This is a genomic window from Pseudoclavibacter sp. Marseille-Q434, from assembly GCF_050315415.1.
GTDB lineage: Bacteria > Actinomycetota > Actinomycetes > Actinomycetales > Microbacteriaceae > Pseudoclavibacter.
The window spans coordinates 109,995-128,817 of sequence record NZ_JBNPQH010000005.1 but is presented as its reverse complement, the minus strand read 5'-3'; the positions used below and the strand labels follow the sequence as shown (position 1 = coordinate 128,817).

The following is an 18,823-nucleotide window of genomic DNA, read 5'->3' as shown; positions in this document are numbered from 1 at the left end:
GATGTAACAGTGCGGATGCGCCACAATGGCGAGGTGCCGCAGCTCCCGCAGACAGAACCCGAAGCCGGGGTACCGTCGCGCCTGCGCAACGCCGTCTTCCAAGCCGTCGCCGACGAGGGCAAGGCTGCGCTCGTCGAACGGCGCCTGAGCGTCGCGATCAACCGCGGGGTGCTGCAAGCCGGCGAACGGCTCCCCCCGGAGAGCGAGCTCGCGAAGTCCCTCGGCGTCTCGCCGGTCACCGTACGCGAGGCGCTTGTGCTGCTCCGGCAGCGGGGCCTCGTCACAACAAAACGCGGACGAGGGGGCGGCAGCTTCGTGACGGCCGGCGCCGACCCCGCGTCGCACGCCGCTGACGAGCTCGCCTCGACCTCGCGAACCGCCCTGCGCGACCTCGCCGCGCACTACTTCGCCGTGACCGCCGGCTGTCTTGAGCTTGCCGCATCCCGTGCCGCACCCAGCGAAGTCGATGCGATCCGCTCCAGACTCACGGCGTTTGGCGGGGACCTCTCACAGGATTCGAACGGCCAGGTGGTTCAGCCTACGCCGGCGCAGTGGCGCCACGTCGCCGATGACGTCGTCGTCGAGCTGTGCGCGCTCGGGCAGTCGGTGCGGCTCACCAAGGAGCAGATGCGGGTGCAGTCGGAGGTTTCGCCGCTGCTCGGGCTCCTGGCTGTGGACAGCTCTGAGCGTGAGATCCAGCGAGGCGAGATACTGAAGCTCGTCGACGAAGTCGAGCGGGGGGATGTCGCCGGCGCGCGTGAGGTGCTGCGCTCGACCATGCTCGACGTCGTCAGACGGCTCGAGGAGAAGCGCAGGCTGCTGACCGAGCAGTAGGACTCTTGACCGCGAGAAGCGGTGGAGAGCAGGGGAAGTATGGCTGGGGGGCCAAGAGATGCCGATCAATGACAACGAGGTGCGAGCCGCCGCGCTCGCGGGGCTTCCGACGTGGTCGTGGGGTGATTTCTCGGAGAATCCGCCGCAGGTGGCGAACCTCATGAGGCTCGAACCCAACGGCTGGCTTGCGCTCATCGCGTACCTCGCCGGCCCCAGCTGGGTGTACCAGGAGGCTGCACGGTACGAGACCGTCGGTGGCGGACAGCGCGTCGGTGGACCCGCCGATGTGTCTGCGAGCGACGCCGTCATCGCGGAGATCCATGACGACATGGTCGAGTACCTCGCGGAAGCGGGGGTTCCCGAGCCGCCCCGAGCGGTGCAGTGGATGCTGTGCCTCCCAGAGGGGGTCAGTGAGGGAGAGATCAATGGCGTATGCAACCTTGCGGTGCAGGACGCAGTCCCTGGTGACCTGCGCACACAAGCTCTCGAAATGCACGCCGCGCTCCGCGTACTTCTCAACGGGCGGATGCCAGCGCTGTCCTGGTGACTACCGCCCGGCGCGGTGTTTTCGGAGAGGATGCCCGCCACCCGACCTCTGTGCAAGCGGCGCTTGGCTGTGTAACATCGGCCATCACCGATGCAGAGGAGCGGCTCCATGACGATCGATGCCACTGCGGTGCGATACGGGCCCGCGCCAATCCTCGACGAGTACTTCCGGGCGACCCTCGACGTGCTGGCTTCGGCGAGTGCCGACCTGGGTGCCGTGCTCGGGGAACTCGAGGCACGGGGTGAGCTCACGGACCGACACCTCGACGAGCTTGTCGAGCCGCTTGCGCTCGCGGTGTTCCAGCGCACGTCGCCGGTTGCCTTCGGGGCGGGATTTGTCGCATCCCTCGACCTTCGCGGACCGTCGCGCGGCCACCTGTCCTGGTGGCAGGGACCCATGCGCTCGCAGTTGCGGCTCGCAGCGCAGAGTCCCAGTCGGGAGCACATCGACTACAGCGGCTTCGAGTGGTTCCGGGTGCCGCAGGAAACAGGCAAGGGCCACGTCGCCGGCCCGCACGTCGACTACCTCTGCAGCGACGAGTACACGCTCACCGTCAGCCTGCCCGTGTGGCACGGGAGGCGTTTCTTGGGGGTTGTCGCCATGGATCTTCTCGTCGACGACGTCGAGCGGGAGCTGATCCCCGCGCTGCGCGAGTTCGGTGACGTGAGTGTCGTGAACGCGTCCCAGCGGGTGCTCGCGTCGACCGAGGCGCGGCTCGCTCCGGGCGACTCGGTGCGCGCTCTTGAGGGCTACGCGAGCAGCGACTGCGCCCTCGCCGGGCTGCGGGTGCTCACGCGCGGCTAGGGCCTGTCGCCTGTGACGCCGATCGGCTCGGGGGCGCCCTGCGTCTTCGTCGGGGTATCCCCGTCAGCTTCCTTGGCTAACTTCCGGGATGGATGCGCTTCTCCGGGCGTTTGCGCGCACCGGAGCGCGGTTTCGTCACGGAAGTTGGACAGAGCACAGCGGGGTGAGGCTCTGCCTCAGAGTTCGAGGGCGACGGCGAGCGTCAATGCTGCGAGGACCACGCAGGCCGGCGTCATCGTGGCCCGCTCGGCGCGACTTCGAGAGATGCCGTTCATGACGATGCCGATGACGAAGTAGCCGAACAGCACCCAGGTGGACACGACCGCAAACGTCGAGTTGCCGCCAGGGAGGGAACCTGCTCTGCTGAGCAGCAACACCGCGAACGCCGCGTAGAGCAGCACGGAAAGTGCACTGCCGATGCGGAGGTTCTTGGGGAGAGTCTCGTGCTGACCGCCCCACAGGAGGTGGCCAACCGGCGTGCCCAGGGCACCGAGCACTTGCACGACGGCGATGCCCGCGAGCACCGCCGTGGCGATGACAGCGAAGAGCGCGCTCATGATCCCGCCTCGGTTGTCTCCAGTTCGCGCAGCCATTCGAGGGCGAGTCGCGTCGAGCGAACCCCATAGTCGAGGGTCGCAAACGGGAACATCTGAACTCGAGCCAGCTCGGCCGCGTCTGGCCGAGTGGCCGCGATCGCATCCAAGCGCTCGAGCTCGGCGTCGGCTCGGGTGCGGATGGTCGCAAGCACAAGCATCCGCTCGCCCGACTCGGGCAGGTGGCCCAGGAAGAACACTCTGGCGAGCATCGCCTGCTCGAGGTCGGAGCCGGTGATCGGCTCGAGCATCCACGACCGCCAGGCGGCCCGGCCTTCTGTGGTGACGTGGTGGAGCTTGCGATAGCGGGGCGAATCGGTGTCTTCGGCGACGGTCACGAATCCGTCCTCCGTGAGGGTGCGGAGCGCGCGCTGGATGCTGCCGGAGCTTGCGCTGTAGAAGAGCGAGATGACGCTCGCGAAGCGCCGCTGCACCTCGTAGAGCGAGAGTGGGCCGCCGAGGAGGAGGCCAAGGATGACGAACCGCATGCGCACCGAACTCCAGTCGTGTATGCCTAATAGGGATATAAGCCTAGCTTGCCTGTGGCCGGTCAGCGTGTGCGGGCGGCCCAGGTGGAGTGCGAAGTTCTGTGCGCGGGCGTGTTCGGATCAACGTGCGACGATGCAGGCATGAGTCCTGATTTCACGCCGGCCCTTGTACCGGAACTGCTGGTCACCGACGTGCGCCGGAGCCTGGACTTCTGGGTCGGTGTCTGTGGTTTCACGGTCAAGTACGACCGGCCGGAAGAGGGGTTCGCGTACCTCACGCTCGGCACGGCGCACCTCATGCTCGAGCAGCGCGGCGTCGGACGCAACTGCGTGACCGGCCCGCTTGAGGTCCCGCTTGACAGGGGTATCAACTTCCAGATCGCCGTGCCGGACGCGGATGTGATCGCCGGCGCCATCCTGGAGTCTGGCCGCGAGCTCTTCATGCCGCCGGAGACGAAGTGGTACCGGGTCGGCGAGGACGACATCGGGGTCCGTCAATGTCTCGTGACGGACCCCGACGGTTATCTCATCCGCTTCCAGGAGAGCCTGGGGTGGCGAGCAACTGGCTAGCTCTGCGCGACCGCGGGCGCCTGACGACCGCGGCGGGCGGCGATGAACGAGCGCACGCCGGCCGTGATGAGCGCGACGAGCAGGACCAGCATGATCGTGCTGCTGATGATCGCGCCCGGGCGCTCGGCCGTGCCGGCGAAGAGGTCGCCGAGCTGAGCGACGTTCATGAGCGAGCCGAGGGCACCCAGCAGTGCTACGGCGAGCGCGCCGTGGATGGCGTGCTTGCGGAGCTTCGGGTTGCGGGCGATGAGGCCTGCGATCACGAGCAGGACGCCGACTGCTGCTGGGATGAGAGCCGTGAGGCTGCCGGTGTCGCTGACGAAGTACGCGACGGCACCGGTCACGACGAGGAGGGCACCGATGAGGATGGTGAGGAGAGGCATGCGGGATGGGATCCAATCTCGCGGTAGGCCAGCGGCATCCCAGGCGGACCGCTTCGCGCGGGCTCGGCCCTGGCGCGTGACGGCCGGCGACAGGGGAGCCGCTGGTCGTTGGTGTCTGGTTCCGCCAACTTTACCAGTCGGTCGGTTTCGACCCGCGGTCCGGAGCCCAGATCGTCAGCGGGCTGCGCCCTCGATCGCGTCGCGCCCTGCCTCGCGCGATTCGAATGCGCCGAGGAAGGTGCCCTGGCCGTCGTGGGCGCGGAACTCTCCTTGGACGAGCTCGACGAACCCGGCGAAGTCGTCGCCCGTCGGGGTCTCGCGCATGGCCACCCAGAGCCCGTTCGCGGGTGAGAGCCAGCGCAGTCGGCGAGGGGTCGCCTCTACTGCCGACTGGGGTGTCGACTGTCGGGGGATCTCGAGCAGGCTCATGGGGTTCCTCGGTTCGAAGTGGTTGGCCGGATAGTTAGGCTAGCTAGCTATTCCTGGGAGTGGGCATAGGGTTGCCTGAGGGCGGTGCTGCGGATCAGGCGACGGCGTCGGGTGATTCGGGGAGCGTCTGTCCGCCATCGACGACGATCGTCTGACCGGTGATGAATGCGGCTTCCCTGCTCGCGAGGAACGCCGCCGCGAAGCCGATCTCCTCCGCGCGGCCGAGTCTCCGCAGCGGAACGGCCGACGTCATCGACGCGAGGTACTGCTCGCCCATCTCCTCGAGTCCAGCTGATTCGACGTTGCCTGGCAGCACGGCGTTGACGGTGATCGCGTGCTTGGCCAGTTCGATCGCCGCCGTGCGCATGAAGCCCAGCTGGGCCGCCTTGGACGCGCCGTAGTGCGACCATCCCGGGTAGCCGGTGATCGGGCCCGTGATGGATGAGGTCATGACGACCCGGCCTCGCCCCAATTCCTGCAGGGCGGGCAGGCACGCCTGCACGGCATAGATCGTTCCCTTCACGTTCGTGTCGAGCACCTCGTCGAGCTGTGCCGGCGTCATCGTGTCGAGCTCGGCCTGCGGGAAGATGCCAGCGTTGGCGCACAGCACATCGATACCGCCGAGCAGGTTGGTAGCAGATGCGGCCAGGTCGCGGCACGACTCCGGGTCGGCGACGTCGACCGTGAAGCCGACCACGCGCCCTGGTTCCTCCGGCCCCGCAAGCTCCTCGAGCGAGGCGACGGCCGCATCCACTCCCGTCTGAGAGCGGCCAGCGACGGCAACGCGCGCGCCCGCCTGCACGAACACGCTGGCGATGCCGAAGCCGATGCCCTTCGTGCCGCCCGTCATGACGACGCGGGTATCGGACAGGTCGAAGAGCGGTGCAGTCGGCATGGGGCGCCTTTCGTGGATGGGCAGGTGTGGCCATTCCATCGCGACGAGGAGCTGCGGCGGGCGGGGCGAAACCTCCCGGCGATCGCTCGTAACCCAGTGTTTACGCCGAGCCGCGCCGTCACCACCAGAACGGAGGCTGGGTGACGTAGGGCGCCTCGAGCCGCGCCACCTCGTCATCGGTGAGCGTCAGCTCGAGCGCGGCGACGGCGTCGTCAAGGTGCCTGGCCTTCGTCGCGCCCACGATCGGTGCCGCCACCGTCGGGTTGCGCAGCACCCAGGCGAGCGCGACCCGAGCCATCGGCACGTCGCGTTCTGCAGCGATCTGCTCGACGACATCGATGATCGGGCCATCGGCGTCGGCGTCGAACGCCTTCGCGACGGCGTCGACCTCGGCGCGTGACGACGATTGGCCGCGCGGGCGGGTCAGGCGCCCCTTGCCGTTCGGCGAGTAGGGCACGAGGCCGACGCCCATGTCGGCGCACATGGGGATCATCTCCCGCTCCTCCTCGCGCTTCAGCAGGTTGTACTGGTCCTGCATGGCGACGAAGGGCGTCCATCCGCCGACGGCCGCCGCCTGCTGCAGCTTCGCGAACTGCCACGCGTACATCGACGATGCGCCGAGGTAGCGCACCTTGCCCGCGCGTACGAGGTCGTCGAGCGTCTGCATCGTCTCCTCGACCGGGGTCGCGTCGTCGAACCGGTGGATGTACAGCACGTCGACGTGGTCGGTGCCGAGCCGCTCGAGAGAGGCGTTCGCCTGCTCGAGGATAGCCTTCCGGGAGAGGCCCGAGCCGCCGGGGCCGTCGTGCATCTTGCCGGAGACCTTGGTCGCGAGCACGATGTCCTCGCGTCGGCTGAAGCGGCGCATCGCGCGGCCGATGATCTCCTCGCTGGTGCCCTGCTGGTAGACGTTCGCGGTGTCCCAGAAGGTGATGCCGAGCTCCACCGCCTGGCGGAGCAGCGGCGCCGCCGCGTCGTCATCGAGGGTCCAGCTGTGCAGGCCGCGATTCGGGTCGCCGAAGCTCATGCAGCCGAGGGCGAGGCGACTGACGCGGAGGCCGGTTCGGCCGAGGTTCGTGTACTCCATGCCAGGAGCGTATGGCGGACCACCGACATCGAGGGAGTTCCTGCGAGTACCCGTTACGCAGTGCCCGGCTTGCTGGCTCTCGCCACCCGACGCCAGGCCTGGGGGTTGTGCAGGTGAAGGTACGCGCGGGGATGTGCAACTGCGAGGTCTGCGGACGTGGCTTCGCCAGACCTGGGGGTTGTGCCTGCCTTTCGGCGCGCCCGGGTGCGCAAGGGCAATGTCTGCGCGCGCCGCCGCCGCCCGCGCCGGCGCCACCGCCGTAACCCAGTGTTTACAGGGGCGAACGCTCTGGAAACATCCGCATGTCTACTATTGGCGAACAAGGTTTCATGTCAGGTAACATCGACAACATGCGGGAGACGACCATGACGCAACTAGCCCCCAAGCTGGTCGAGGCCACCCCACCAGGTGGGGACAGCCTCGCGGCCGGCGACCGCATCACGCTCCGCGACCTCGCGCAGGCGCATGGCGTGCACTTCATCCTCGCCACCTTCGTCGACCTCAACGGGAAGCCGTGCGCGAAGCTCGTGCCGACCTCGGCGGCCGACGAGCTCGAAGCGGGCGCCCTCGGGTTCGCGGGCTTCGCCGCCGGCCTCATCGGCCAGGAGCAGCACGACCCCGACCTCATCGCGATCCCCGACCTCGACTCGTTCACGCCGCTGCCGTTCGTGCGCGAGGGGCTCGCGCTCGTGCATTGCGACCCGCACGTCAACGGCAAGCCGTGGCCGTACGCGCCCCGGAACATCCTGAAGCGCGCCATCGCCGAGCTCGCCACACGCGGCATGACGGCCAAGGTCGGCGCCGAGGTCGAGTACTTCCTCGTCGACCGTGCAGAAGACGGCACCCTCGCCCCGGCGGACAAGCGGGACAACGGCCCGCGCCCCTGCTACGACGCCCGAGGCGTGACGCGGATGTACGACCACCTCGCATCCGTCTCGACCGCCATCAACTCGCTCGGCTGGGGCAACTACGCCAACGACCACGAGGACGGCGCCGGCCAGTTCGAGCAGAACTTCGACTACGCCGACGCGCTCACGACGGCCGACCGGGTCATCACGCTCCGCTACATCCTCAACGTGCTCGCCGAGGAGCGCGGCATGACGGCCACGTTCATGCCCAAGCCCTTCACCAACCGCACGGGCACGGGCCTCCACCTGCACCTCTCCCTCTGGAGCGAGCAGGACGAGCCGCTCTTCCCCGCGACGACGGGCACCGACAGCGAAGCGGATGCGCGCGGCCTCGGCCTCTCGCCCGTCGCGTACGGCTTCGTGGCCGGCCTCCTCGAGCACGCCCCCGCGCTGCAGGCGTTCCTCGCCCCCTCGGTGAACTCGTACAAGCGCATCGGCACGGCCACCTCCAGCTCCGGGGCGACCTGGTCGCCGCGCAAGGCGTCGTACGGCGGCAACGACCGCACGCACATGGTGCGCGTGCCGGACAACAAGCGCGTCGAGCTCCGTTCGGGTGACGGTGCCGCCAACCCCTACCTCGCGGTCGCGACGGCCATCATGGCGGGCATCGACGGCATCGACAACAGCATCGACCCGGGCAACCCGTCGGGGCCAGGGCAGGCGCCGGAGGGCGCGGCCGTGCTCCCCGCAACGCTCCTCCACGCCGTCGAAGCGCTGCGCCACGACCCCGTGATCCTCGCCAGCCTCAGCGGAGACGAGGCCACCGGCCGCTACTTCGCCGACGCGAAGGAGACCGAGTTCCTCACCTGGCACGCCCAGGTCAGCAACTGGGAGCTCGACACCTACCTCACCGCCTTCTAACCGCCCGCATCCAGAAGCCAGACCAGCTCACCCCCTCGAAAGGACCACGCCCGTGTGTGGAATCGCCGCGCTGCAGTTGCGCAACCCCCAGCTCAGGCCGCAGATGGGCGACCTGCTCTCGACCATGCTCTGCGAGATGGTCGACCGCGGACCCGACTCCGCCGGCCTCGCCGTCTACGACAACCCAGACCTCACCGGCAGTGCGGCGTCGACCCTCAGCCTGCTCGGGGGCACGCAGCTGCTCACCGCAGAAGAGCTGACGGCCGAGCTCGAGCGCACCCTGCCTGCGGGCGCCGCCCCCAAGGTCTCGGTCGTCGGGGACACGACGCTCGTCAGCGGGGAGCTGTCGACGAGCCTCCTCGCGGATGCGGTCAGCGCGGCCCTCCCGACCGCCACGATCATCGGCCGCGGCGGCCACCTCGCCGTCATGAAGAGCGTCGGCAACCCCATGGATGTCGCCTCCAACCACGGCCTCGAGTCGATGTCCGGCAGCCAGGGCGTCTCGCACACCCGCATGGCCACCGAGTCGGCCGTGACGGCGGGCGGCACGCATCCCTTCGCCGTCGCTGACGACCTGTGCCTCGTGCACAACGGCTCCTTCTCCAACCACGCGTCCATCCGCCGCGAGCTGAAGCGCACTGGCGTGCAGTTCGACTCCGAGAACGACACCGAGGTCGGCGCCCGCTACATCGCCTCCCGCCTCGAGCAGGGCGACACCCTCGAGGAAGCGCTCATCAACCTCGGCGAGGTCTTCGACGGCTTCTACACGCTTGTCGTCACCACCGCCGACAGCATGGCCATCGTGCGCGACCCCATCGCCTGCAAGCCAGCCATCGTCGCCGTCACCGACGACTACGTGGCCATGGCCTCCGAATACCGCGCCCTCGCGCAGCTCCCCGGCATCGAATCGGCCGACATCTTCGAACCAGTCCCCGGAAAGGTCTACACGTGGTCACTCTAGACAGCACCCAGTACGCGGCAGCCCCGGCGGTCGCACCGGCCCCCACGTCGCTTCCGGCGGCGGCTCCGGCATCAGCTTCGGCGGCAGCCACCACTACCACCATCGACCTCGCGGGCCAGGATGTGCGAGTCGTGAACGCGGCAGTGCAGACGGCCGAAGGCGGAACCAGGTGGAGCATCCAGCACCCCGCCGGGAAGCACAACGTCGCGGTCGGCATCACCTCCGCCATCGACGTCACGATCGACGGGCACGTCGGCTACTACGCCGCCGGGATGCACCAGCAGGGCTCGGTCACGATCAACGGCAACGCCGGCGTCGGGCTCGCCGAGAACATCATGAGCGGCACCGTGCACGTCACGGGTGACGCCTCCCAGTCGGCGGCCGCGACCGGCCACGGCGGTCTCGTCGTCATCGACGGCAACGCGGGGGCCCGCTGTGGCATCTCCATGAAGGGCGTGGACATCGTCGTGGGCGGCAGCATCGGCCACATGTCGGCGTTCATGGCGCAGGCCGGACGCCTCGTCGTGTGCGGCGACGCAGGGGAAGCGCTCGGTGACTCCATCTACGAGACGCGCATCTACGTGCAGGGCACCGTCGAATCGCTCGGCGCCGACTGCATCGAGAAGCCCATGCGCGACGAGCACCTCGCGGAACTCGCCGAGCTGCTGCTCGCCGCCGGCCGCGACGACGACCCGGCGGCCTTCAAGCGCTACGGCTCGGCCCGCAAGCTCTACCACTTCAACGTCGACAACGCCTACTAGGCCGAGCAGAGAGAGCCAGCCATGACGCTCATCGAACAGCCCACATCCACGGTCACCGCAACTCCCACCCAGTCGCCCGCGCAGCTCGCCGAGCTCGGCCTCCGCGAGTCGGCGACCTTCGACCGCGCGACGATCTCCGACATCCAGCGCGCCGCCCGCACCGGCATCTACGACATCCGCGGGTGGGGTGCGAAGCGGCAACTGCCGCACTTCGACGACCTGCTGTTCCTCGGCGCATCCATGTCGCGCTACCCGCTCGAGGGGTACCGCGAGCGCTGCGGCACCGACGTCGTGCTCGGCGACCGCTTCGCCTCGAAGCCGCTGCACCTCGACATTCCCGTCACCATCGCGGGCATGAGCTTCGGCGCCCTCTCCGCCAACGCCAAGGAGGCCCTCGGCCGAGGCGCGTCCGAGGTCGGCACCTCCACGACGACCGGCGACGGCGGCATGACGCCGGAGGAGCGCGGCCAGTCGAAGCACCTCGTCTACCAGTACCTGCCCTCCCGATACGGCATGAACCCGGACGACCTGCGCAAGGCCGACGCGATCGAGATCGTGCTCGGGCAGGGCGCGAAGCCTGGCGGCGGCGGCATGCTGCTCGGGCAGAAGATCACCGAGCGTGTGGCCGGGATGCGAACCCTGCCCATCGGTATCGACCAGCGCTCCGCGAGCCGCCACCCCGACTGGACGGGCCCCGACGACCTCACGATCAAGATCGCCGAGCTCCGCGAGATCACCGGCTGGGAGAAGCCGATCTACGTGAAGATCGGCGCATCCCGCCCCTACTACGACACGGCGCTCGCCGTGAAGGCCGGCGCTGACGTGGTGGTGCTCGACGGCATGCAGGGCGGCACGGCTGCAACGCAGCAGGTGTTCATCGAGAACGTCGGCATCCCGACGCTCGCCGCGATTCCGCAGGCCGTCGCAGCGCTGCAGGAGCTCGGGATGCACCGCAAGGTGCAGCTCATCGTGTCCGGCGGCATCCGCACGGGCGCCGACGTCGCGAAGGCCATGGCGCTCGGCGCCGATGCGGTCGCGATCGGCACAGCCGCGCTCATCGCGCTCGGCGACAACGACCCCCGCTACCAGCAGGAGTACGCCGACATCGGCTCGGCCGCGGGCTTCTACGACGACTTCCAAGACGGGCGCGACCCGGCCGGCATCTCGACGCAGGACCCGGAGCTCGCCTCCCGCCTCAACCCAGTCGAGGGCGGGCGACGCCTCGCGAACTACCTGCGCGTGCTGACCATGGAGGCGCAGACCATCGCCCGCGCGTGCGGCAAGTCGCACATCCGCAACCTCGAGCCGGAGGACCTCGTCGCGCTGACCGTCGAGTCGGCCGCCATGGCCAACGTGCCGCTCGCCGGCACCAGCTGGATCCCCGGCAAGCAGTACTGAGGGCAGGCCGGCCTCCTCAGCCTCTGACTGCCGCAGCCTGGCCAACTTCCATGACGAGACGACACATCGGAGCCTCGAAGCCTCGGATGCCCAGGTTTCATCACGGAAGTTGGTCAGGTGTCGAGTACCGGACGGTTGCCTCCTCGAGTCGGGCGAGACGCTCGACCCGGTCGCCCGCGAGCTCCACGACGCGGCGCCCGACGAACTCCGGCTCGGAGGCGAGGTCGAGGAGGGCATCGTCCATGGCATCCCGGAGTTCGAGGTCCTCGTCCTCGCCGACCGCGATCTGGTCCCGATAGGCGAGGGGCACGAGGGCGACGAGATCGATCTGCTCGGTGGCTTGCCTCGTGAGCGCCGTCCCGCGCTGGATGGCGGCGCGCGACCGCCCGGGCCTGCCGAGCGCATCGAGTGCGTGCAGGTAGGCCAGAAAGTCGACGGGCCCGCGTTCGGCGATGACGTTGGAGCCCGCCGGAAGCTCGGCCAGCCGGTGAGCCGCGATGTCGAGCTGGCGGCTGAACAGGGCCGCGTCGAGTTCATCGAAGCGGTCGTCGATGAGTTCCTCGAACGGATCCGGCAGCACGAGGTACTCCGGATGCGCGGCCGCGAAGTCGCTGATGAGCGTGCTCTTGCCACTCGCATGGGTTCCCGACACGACGATCCGCATGGCACGCGAGCCTAGGTCGTCGCGCGCGCCACCGCCATCGCAGCGACTCGCGACAGCGCCGGCAACTCGCCGGGCGCTGCCGGTCCACGTCTGCGCGGCACACTCCGTCTCCACGGGCTTGACCACCACGCCCTTTCACTAACTCCCGTGGCCAACTTCCGTGATCAGAGGGTGCCTCGAGGGTCTATCGAGCGGGAAGCTCAGGTTTCGTCACGGATGTTGGCCAATGGCTGGCCAGCATCCGTGCGATAGCGGCGCAATCTCAGTGTTCGACGGCGAATCGGCCCGATATTGCACTGATGTTGGTCAGGCGGCCGCATCCGCCGAGCGTTCGGCACGCGCCCGCCGATGCGCGCAAACGATGCGTCTGCAACGTTGTAGAGTGACGCGCACGAGCATCCCTGCAACGGCGCGCGCTGTGCTCGGAACCTGCAGCGCGCCGCCTGAAGAGAGACGACCACGCCCATGGCTGCGACCCTCCATGACGTTGCCCGAGTGGCGGGTGTGTCGATCAAGACGGTGTCGAACGTCATCCACAACTATCCGCATATCCGTGCCAACACGAAGCAGCGGGTGCTGGATGCGATCGCCGAGGTCGGGTACCGCCCGAACCTGGCCGCTCGCGGGTTGCGTCTCGGGCGCACTGGCGTGATCAGCCTCGTCATCCCGGATCTGCGGAACGCCTACTTCTCGGAGCTGGCCGAGGCGGTGATGCGTGCGGCGGCTGCCCACGATCTCTCGGTGCTGATCGAGCAGTCCGGCGGTTCTCGCGAGAGCGAGATCGCGGCGCTGAAGGGGCCGAGGGCTGAGTTTGTTGACGGGATCTTGTTCAGCGTGCTCGAGCTGGGGGAGGAGGATGCGCCGTTGCTGGCTGACGTGCGCGTGCCGATGGTGCTGCTGGGGGAGCGCATCTTCAACGGTCCCACTGACCATGTGACGATGCGCAACACGGAGGGCACGCGCGCCGCGACGGAGCATCTCATCGAGGTGGGATGCACGCGCATCATCGCGCTTGGCTCTCACCCGGACGAGGAGGTCGGGTCGGCTGCGCTGCGCACGTTGGGGTATCGGCAGGCGCTCGAAGCCGCCGGCCTGCCGTTCCGCGACGAGCTGGTGAGGCCGGTCGGCACGTGGCATCGCTTCGATGGTGCCGAGGCGATGCGGGAGGTGCTGGCGTCCGGCATCGAGTTCGACGGCATCGTCGGGTTCAATGACTCGCTCGCGCTCGGCGCAATGCGGGTGCTGAGCGAGCGGGGCATCCGCATGCCCGAGGATGTCGCCGTGGTCGGCTTCGACGACATCGACGAGACGCGGTACTCGCTGCCGACGCTGACCACGATCGCGCCGGGCCGCGACGAGATCGCGAAGCGAGCGGTGGAGATGCTCGTGGAGCGCATGGACAACCGGGATGCGCCGCCCGAGCCGCGCGAGCTGCTGACGGAGTTCACGCTCGTGCGCCGGGAGTCGACTGCGCGCTGAGCTCGTCTCGAATCGGGCCTTGACAGGGTCGATCTCTTTCGGCAGGATCGCATTTACAACGTTTACCTACAACGTTGTAAATCGCAGAGGCGATGACAATGACGTTTCATCCTCGAGAGGTTCGCTCCCCCATGAACAAGAGAACTCTGACGGCCATCAGCGCCGCAGCACTCACGGCCGTCGCGCTGAGCGCATGCTCGTCTGGCGGAGGCGGTGGCACCGCTGCTGCGGACGCCACGTGCACGAACACGATCGTGAACGAGGACGCCCCGCAGGTGCTCGTCTGGGCTTGGTACCCCGCGTTCGAGCAGGTCGTCGACCTGTACAACCAGACCCACGACGATGTTCAGGTGTGCTGGACGAACGCCGGCCAGGGGAACGACGAGTACACGAAGTTCTCCACCGCCATCGAGGCCGGCTCGGGAGCCCCCGACGTGATCATGCTCGAGAGCGAGGTGCTCTCGAGCTTCACGATCCGGGATGCCCTGGTGGACATCAGCGAGTTCGGCGCGAACGACCTCTCCGGCAGCTACACGGAGGGTGCCTGGAGTGACGTGACGAGCGGCGACGCCGTCTACGCCATCCCGGTCGACAGCGGCCCCATGGGCATGCTCTACCGCCAGGACCTCTTCGACGCGGCGGGTATCGCCGTGCCGACGACATGGGACGAGTTCGCCACGGCAGCGCAGCAGCTCAAGGACGCCGGTTCCGGCGGAGTCCTGGCCAACTTCCCCACAAACGGTCGCGCCTTCAACCAGGCGCTCTTCGCGCAGGCAGGCTCCGAGCCGTTCGTCTACGACAAGACCAACCCCACCGAGGTCGGCATCAACGTCAACGACGACAACGCCAAGGAGGTGCTCGCCTACTGGGACGACCTGGTGAAGAAGGACCTCGTCACGACGGACGACGCCTTCACCGCCGACTACAACACGAGCCTCGTCGATGGCACCTACGCCGTCTACCTCGCCGCGGCCTGGGGCCCCGGCTACCTGCAGGGTCTGTCGGACGCCGACGGAACCGCCGAGTGGCGCGCGGCCCCGCTCCCGCAGTGGGATGCGGCCAACCCGGTCGACGTGAACTGGGGCGGGTCCACGTTCGCCGTGACCGAGCAGGCCGACGACAAGGCGCTTGCCGCTCGCGTCGCCATGGAGATCTTCGGCACGGAGGAGGCTTGGAAGATCGGCATCGAGGAGGGCGCGCTGTTCCCGACCTACACCCCGGTCCTCGAGTCGGAGTACTTCACCGAGCTCGAAGCAGAGTTCTTCGGTGGGCAGCAGGTCAACAAGGAGGTCTTCCTCCCCGCGGCGGCTGGCTACTCCGGCTTCACGTTCAGCCCGTTCCAGAACTACGCCTTCGACCAGCTCACGGAGCAGCAGTACGCGATGGTGCAGGGCCAGAAGTCGTCGGATCAGGCGCTGGACGACCTGCAGGCGTCGCTCGTGCAGTACGCCACGGAGCAGGGCTTCACCGTCACCGAGTAGTCGGCAGCGCCGACCCCCGTCCGGGCATCGGCGTCGACCGCCGCGCGACAGCGGCCGACCCGATGCCCGGACGCCTCCTCCAGTGCGCCCACCGCAGCACCGGCTTCGTGATGACAGACAGCGTGATGACAGACAGAAGGACTCGAAATGGCTACTCCGAATGCCGTGATCGTGCCGAGTGCACGTGAGGCGGAACCGGGCGAGCAGGAAAGCGCCCCGCCTCCTCGCAAGCAGGGCAGACCCCGCAAGCCGCGGGCAGTGATCGGCCCCATCGAGCGTCGTCGGCAGCGCATCGGGTGGCTGTTCGTCGCCCCGTTCGCGGTCGTGTTCGTGACGTTCCTGATCGTGCCGCTCTTCTACGCGTTCTGGATGAGCCTGCAGACGTCGACGCTCGCGATGGGCACGTCGTTCACGTGGTTCGACAACTACGCGAAGGCGTTCACCGACCCGATCTTCCTCGACGGCCTGCTGCGCGTCGGACAGTTCGCGCTCGTCATGATCCCGTTACAGATGCTCGTGGCGCTCATCGCCGCGCTGGTGCTCGACAGCCTGACGACGTGGGCGTCGAAGTTCTCGCGGCTCATGATCTTCCTGCCGTACGCCATCCCGGTCGTCATTGGGGCGCTCATGTGGGGCTTCCTCTACAGCCCGCGCTTCGGTCCGGCCAGTGACCTGTTCGAGCTCTTCGGGCTCGCGGCTCCCGACTTCCTCGCGCAGAGCGCCATCTTCGGCAGCCTCGTGAACATCGTCACCTGGCAGTGGGCCGGCTACTACATGATCATCATCTACGCGGCCCTCCAGGGCATCGACCGCTCCATCTACGAGGCGGCCCGCATCGACGGCGTCACCTCGCTGCAGATGGCGCTGCGCATCAAGGTGCCCATGATCTCGTCGTCGATGGTCATGGTGCTCATCTTCGCGATGATCGGGACGCTGCAGTTCTTCACCGAGCCGCAAGTGCTCCGCGGCATCGCGCAGGGCGCGATCCCCGTGTCGTACACGCCGAACATGTACGCCTACTCGCTGGCCTTCTCCTACAGCCAGTTCAACTACGCGTCGGCGATCTCGTTCGCGCTCGGAGTCGTCGTGTTCATCGGCTCCTACTTCTTCCTCTTCCTCACACGCAAGCAGAGCGGGCTGAAATGACCACGGAGACCGCGGCGAGTTCCACGCTCACCCCACGACAGCAGCGCAGCTTCGCGCGCGCCCAGCGCAACGCCGACCTCCGCAGAGGCGGGTCGAAGGCGAAGCGCACCTTCTCGCACATCCTGCTGCTCGCATTCGTCATCTACTTCATCATGCCGCTGTGGTGGCTCATCGTGGCGTCCACCAAGGACACGGCGGGGCTCTTCACCGGCAGCGGCGGGCCGCTCTGGTTCGACGACAGCTTCAACCTCTTCGACAACATCGCGCAGCTCAGCACCCACCAGGGCGGCATCTACTGGCGCTGGCTCGGCAACTCGTTCCTCTACGCCTTCACGGGAGGCATCGGGGCGACGATCCTCGCGGTGTTCGCCGGCTACGGCTTCGCGAAGTACCGCTTCCGCGGCCGCACGGTCTTCTTCAACGTGCTGCTCGGCGCTGTCATGGTGCCGCTCACGGCCTTGGTCATCCCGACCTTCGTCCTCCTCAGCGAGGCCGGCCTCGTCAACACGATCTGGGCGGTCATCCTCCCGTCGCTGCTGAACCCGTTCGGCGTGTACCTCATGCGCATCTACGCCCAGGATGCGGTGCCAGACGAGATCCTGGACGCGGCACGAGTCGACGGGGCGGGGGAGATCCGCATCTTCTTCCAGGTCGCGCTGCCACTGCTGCGCCCCGCGATCGTCACCGTCCTGCTCCTCAGCGTCGTCGGCACGTGGAACAACTTCTTCCTGCCGCTCGCCGTGCTGAGCGACCCGAACCTCCTCCCCGTCACCGTCGGGCTCAACAGCTGGACGGCGCTCTCCAACGCGGGAGCCGGCGGCGAGCAGGTCTGGAACCTCATCGTCACTGGCGCCTTCCTCTCCATCGTGCCGCTTGTCATCGCCTTCCTCTCGCTGCAGAAGTACTGGCAGGGCGGCCTCTCGCTCGGCGCAGTCAAGTAACCCCGCGCATCCCCAGCTCTCACCCCTCAACAGAAAGACAGCAGAACACCCCATGGTCACTGCACGACTCACCATCGACCCCCACTTCGCAGTCGGCGACATCAACCGCCGAGTCTTCGGCTCGTTCATCGAGCACCTCGGACGCGCCGTCTACGACGGCATCTACGAGCCAGGCCACCCGACGGCAGACGAGAACGGCTTCCGCCGCGACGTCATCGACCTCGTCAAGGAGCTCGGCGTCTCCGCCATCCGCTACCCCGGTGGCAACTTCGTCTCCGGCTTCCGCTGGGAGGACAGCGTCGGCCCCAAGGCTGAACGCCCGCGCCGCCTCGACCTCGCCTGGCACTCGACCGAGACCAACGAGGTCGGCCTGCACGAGTTCGCGACCTGGCTCGACAAGGTCGACAGCGAGCTCATGCTCGCAGTGAACCTCGGCACGCGCGGCACCCTGGAAGCCCTCGACCTCCTCGAGTACTCCAACATCCCCGCAGGCACCGCACTCAGCGAGCAGCGCATCGCCAACGGCAGGACCAACGCGTTCGGAGTGAAGATGTGGTGCCTCGGGAACGAGATGGACGGGCCGTGGCAGCTCGGCCACCGCTCGGCCGACGACTACGGCAAGATCGCATCCCAGACAGCGAAGGCCATGCGCCAGATCGACCCGACGCTTGAGCTCGTCGCCTGCGGCTCGTCGAGCGCGCAGATGCCGACCTTCGGCGAGTGGGAGCGCGTCGTGCTCACGCACACGTACGACGACGTCGACTACATCTCCTGCCACGCCTACTACGAGGAGAAGAACGGCGACCTCGACAGCTTCCTCGCCTCCGCGGTCAACATGGATGGCTTCATCGAGTCGGTCATCGCGACCGCCGACCACGTCAAGGCCGTCAAGGGCAGCGACAAGACCATCAACATCTCGTTCGACGAGTGGAACGTCTGGTACCTCGACCGGTACCACGACGTCGACAAGGTCGAGGGCGTCGACAACTGGCCCATCGCCCCGCGCATCCTCGAGGACGTCTACTCGGTGGCCGACGCGGTCGTCTTCGGCAACCTCATGATCTCGCTCCTCAAGCGCGCCGACCGGGTGACCAGCGCCTCCCTCGCGCAGCTCGTCAACGTCATCGCGCCCATCATGACCGAGCCGGGCGGTCCGGCCTGGAAGCAGACGACCTACTTCCCGTTCGCCCTCACCTCGCGCCTCGCCAAGGGGCAGGCGCTCGAGGTTCGCCTCGAGAGCCCCACCCACACGACCGAGGTCTACGGCACCGTCGCGACCCTGGACGCCGTTGCCACCCACGATGCCGAGACCGGCTCGACGGCGCTGTTCCTCGTCAACCGCAGCCGCGACGAGGAGGCGGTCGTCACGATCGACATCGCCGCGCTGGGCGGGGCAAGGGTCGTGGATGCGCAGACGCTCGCCGACGACGACGTGTACGCCAAGAACACGCTCGAGGACCCGGAGCGGGTCGGACTCGTTGCCAACGACACCGCCCGTGTCGAAGACGGAATGCTGACGGTCACCCTGCCCCCCGTATCGTGGACGGCGGTAGAGCTCCGAGCCTGACAACCTGGCCGAGCCCCGCCGGGTGC

General features: G+C 68.0%; 20 protein-coding genes. 13 read left to right on the top strand and 7 right to left on the bottom strand.

What is annotated here, in order from left to right:
* The first annotated feature begins 33 nt into the window (after window positions 1-33).
* The 3 genes from ACQFZP_RS17100 to ACQFZP_RS17090 all read left to right on the top strand — a co-directional run bounded on the left by ACQFZP_RS17100 (window position 34) and on the right by ACQFZP_RS17090 (window position 2,185).
* On the top strand, window positions 34-834 hold the full coding sequence (locus tag ACQFZP_RS17100) for a FadR/GntR family transcriptional regulator (RefSeq protein WP_307852967.1): 801 nt from the start codon (window positions 34-36) through the stop codon (window positions 832-834).
* 58 nt (window positions 835-892) lie between these two features.
* A complete protein-coding gene (locus tag ACQFZP_RS17095) occupies window positions 893-1,381 on the top strand; it encodes a DUF5956 family protein (RefSeq protein ID WP_211892186.1) in 489 nt (162 codons plus the stop codon).
* A gap of 108 nt (window positions 1,382-1,489) precedes the next feature.
* Window positions 1,490-2,185, top strand: a complete 696-nt coding sequence (locus ACQFZP_RS17090; RefSeq protein ID WP_211892185.1) for a cache domain-containing protein — start codon at window positions 1,490-1,492, stop codon at window positions 2,183-2,185.
* 176 nt (window positions 2,186-2,361) lie between these two features.
* On the opposite strand, the gene ACQFZP_RS17085 is transcribed toward ACQFZP_RS17090, so the two are convergent.
* Together ACQFZP_RS17085 and ACQFZP_RS17080 are read right to left on the bottom strand one after the other, a co-directional pair.
* Window positions 2,362-2,742, bottom strand: coding sequence for a hypothetical protein (locus tag ACQFZP_RS17085; protein WP_211892184.1), 381 nt, complete (start codon window positions 2,740-2,742; stop codon window positions 2,362-2,364).
* Complete coding sequence (locus ACQFZP_RS17080) at window positions 2,739-3,266, bottom strand: PadR family transcriptional regulator (protein ID WP_211892183.1); 528 nt, start codon at window positions 3,264-3,266, stop codon at window positions 2,739-2,741. Before ACQFZP_RS17080 ends, ACQFZP_RS17085 begins: the two co-directional genes overlap by 4 nt.
* 141 nt (window positions 3,267-3,407) lie before the next feature.
* Here ACQFZP_RS17080 and ACQFZP_RS17075 point away from each other — a divergent pair, with 141 nt between their 5' ends.
* Window positions 3,408-3,836 (top strand): bleomycin resistance protein, encoded by a 429-nt coding sequence (locus ACQFZP_RS17075; protein ID WP_211892182.1) that lies wholly within the window; start codon window positions 3,408-3,410, stop codon window positions 3,834-3,836.
* On the opposite strand, the gene ACQFZP_RS17070 is transcribed toward ACQFZP_RS17075, so the two are convergent.
* The 4 genes from ACQFZP_RS17070 to ACQFZP_RS17055 all read right to left on the bottom strand — a co-directional run bounded on the left by ACQFZP_RS17070 (window position 3,833) and on the right by ACQFZP_RS17055 (window position 6,630).
* A complete protein-coding gene (locus ACQFZP_RS17070) occupies window positions 3,833-4,219 on the bottom strand; it encodes a hypothetical protein (RefSeq protein WP_104310201.1) in 387 nt (128 codons plus the stop codon). The genes ACQFZP_RS17075 and ACQFZP_RS17070 overlap by 4 nt on opposite strands.
* A 174-nt stretch (window positions 4,220-4,393) precedes the next feature.
* Window positions 4,394-4,648, bottom strand: a complete 255-nt coding sequence (locus ACQFZP_RS17065) for a hypothetical protein (RefSeq protein WP_211892181.1) — start codon at window positions 4,646-4,648, stop codon at window positions 4,394-4,396.
* Between the two features lie 94 nt (window positions 4,649-4,742).
* Window positions 4,743-5,543: a 3-oxoacyl-ACP reductase FabG gene (fabG, locus tag ACQFZP_RS17060; protein ID WP_211892180.1), complete on the bottom strand. Its 801-nt coding sequence runs from the start codon at window positions 5,541-5,543 to the stop codon at window positions 4,743-4,745.
* Window positions 5,544-5,661: 118 nt separating this feature from the next.
* A complete protein-coding gene (locus ACQFZP_RS17055) occupies window positions 5,662-6,630 on the bottom strand; it encodes an aldo/keto reductase (protein ID WP_179555809.1) in 969 nt (322 codons plus the stop codon).
* A gap of 329 nt (window positions 6,631-6,959) precedes the next feature.
* On the opposite strand from ACQFZP_RS17055, the gene glnT reads away from it, so the two are divergent.
* From glnT to ACQFZP_RS17035, 4 genes are read left to right on the top strand one after another with little or no spacing between them, the layout of a single operon-like run.
* Window positions 6,960-8,399 (top strand): type III glutamate--ammonia ligase, encoded by a 1,440-nt coding sequence (gene glnT / locus ACQFZP_RS17050; protein WP_249312681.1) that lies wholly within the window; start codon window positions 6,960-6,962, stop codon window positions 8,397-8,399.
* A 52-nt stretch (window positions 8,400-8,451) separates the two neighbouring features.
* Window positions 8,452-9,360 (top strand): glutamine amidotransferase, encoded by a 909-nt coding sequence (locus ACQFZP_RS17045; RefSeq protein WP_179555810.1) that lies wholly within the window; start codon window positions 8,452-8,454, stop codon window positions 9,358-9,360.
* A complete protein-coding gene (locus ACQFZP_RS17040; protein WP_104310206.1) occupies window positions 9,348-10,121 on the top strand; it encodes a protein glxC in 774 nt (257 codons plus the stop codon). Before ACQFZP_RS17045 ends, ACQFZP_RS17040 begins: the two co-directional genes overlap by 13 nt.
* A 21-nt stretch (window positions 10,122-10,142) precedes the next feature.
* Window positions 10,143-11,519, top strand: a complete 1,377-nt coding sequence (locus ACQFZP_RS17035) for an FMN-binding glutamate synthase family protein (protein WP_211892179.1) — start codon at window positions 10,143-10,145, stop codon at window positions 11,517-11,519.
* Between the two features lie 100 nt (window positions 11,520-11,619).
* Here ACQFZP_RS17035 and ACQFZP_RS17030 read toward each other — a convergent pair whose 3' ends face one another.
* Window positions 11,620-12,183, bottom strand: coding sequence for an AAA family ATPase (locus tag ACQFZP_RS17030; protein WP_211892178.1), 564 nt, complete (start codon window positions 12,181-12,183; stop codon window positions 11,620-11,622).
* A gap of 465 nt (window positions 12,184-12,648) precedes the next feature.
* On the opposite strand from ACQFZP_RS17030, the gene ACQFZP_RS17025 reads away from it, so the two are divergent.
* The 5 genes from ACQFZP_RS17025 (at window position 12,649) to ACQFZP_RS17005 (ending at window position 18,797) form a co-directional block, all read left to right on the top strand.
* Window positions 12,649-13,662 (top strand): LacI family DNA-binding transcriptional regulator, encoded by a 1,014-nt coding sequence (locus ACQFZP_RS17025; protein ID WP_211892177.1) that lies wholly within the window; start codon window positions 12,649-12,651, stop codon window positions 13,660-13,662.
* A 131-nt stretch (window positions 13,663-13,793) separates the two neighbouring features.
* Window positions 13,794-15,143 (top strand): extracellular solute-binding protein, encoded by a 1,350-nt coding sequence (locus ACQFZP_RS17020; RefSeq protein WP_179555814.1) that lies wholly within the window; start codon window positions 13,794-13,796, stop codon window positions 15,141-15,143.
* Window positions 15,144-15,290: 147 nt separating this feature from the next.
* Window positions 15,291-16,289, top strand: a complete 999-nt coding sequence (locus ACQFZP_RS17015; RefSeq protein WP_179555815.1) for a carbohydrate ABC transporter permease — start codon at window positions 15,291-15,293, stop codon at window positions 16,287-16,289.
* Window positions 16,286-17,230, top strand: coding sequence for a carbohydrate ABC transporter permease (locus ACQFZP_RS17010; RefSeq protein ID WP_104310210.1), 945 nt, complete (start codon window positions 16,286-16,288; stop codon window positions 17,228-17,230). Before ACQFZP_RS17015 ends, ACQFZP_RS17010 begins: the two co-directional genes overlap by 4 nt.
* 52 nt (window positions 17,231-17,282) lie before the next feature.
* Complete coding sequence (locus tag ACQFZP_RS17005; protein WP_104310211.1) at window positions 17,283-18,797, top strand: alpha-N-arabinofuranosidase; 1,515 nt, start codon at window positions 17,283-17,285, stop codon at window positions 18,795-18,797.
* The last annotated feature ends 26 nt before the right edge of the window (window positions 18,798-18,823 follow it).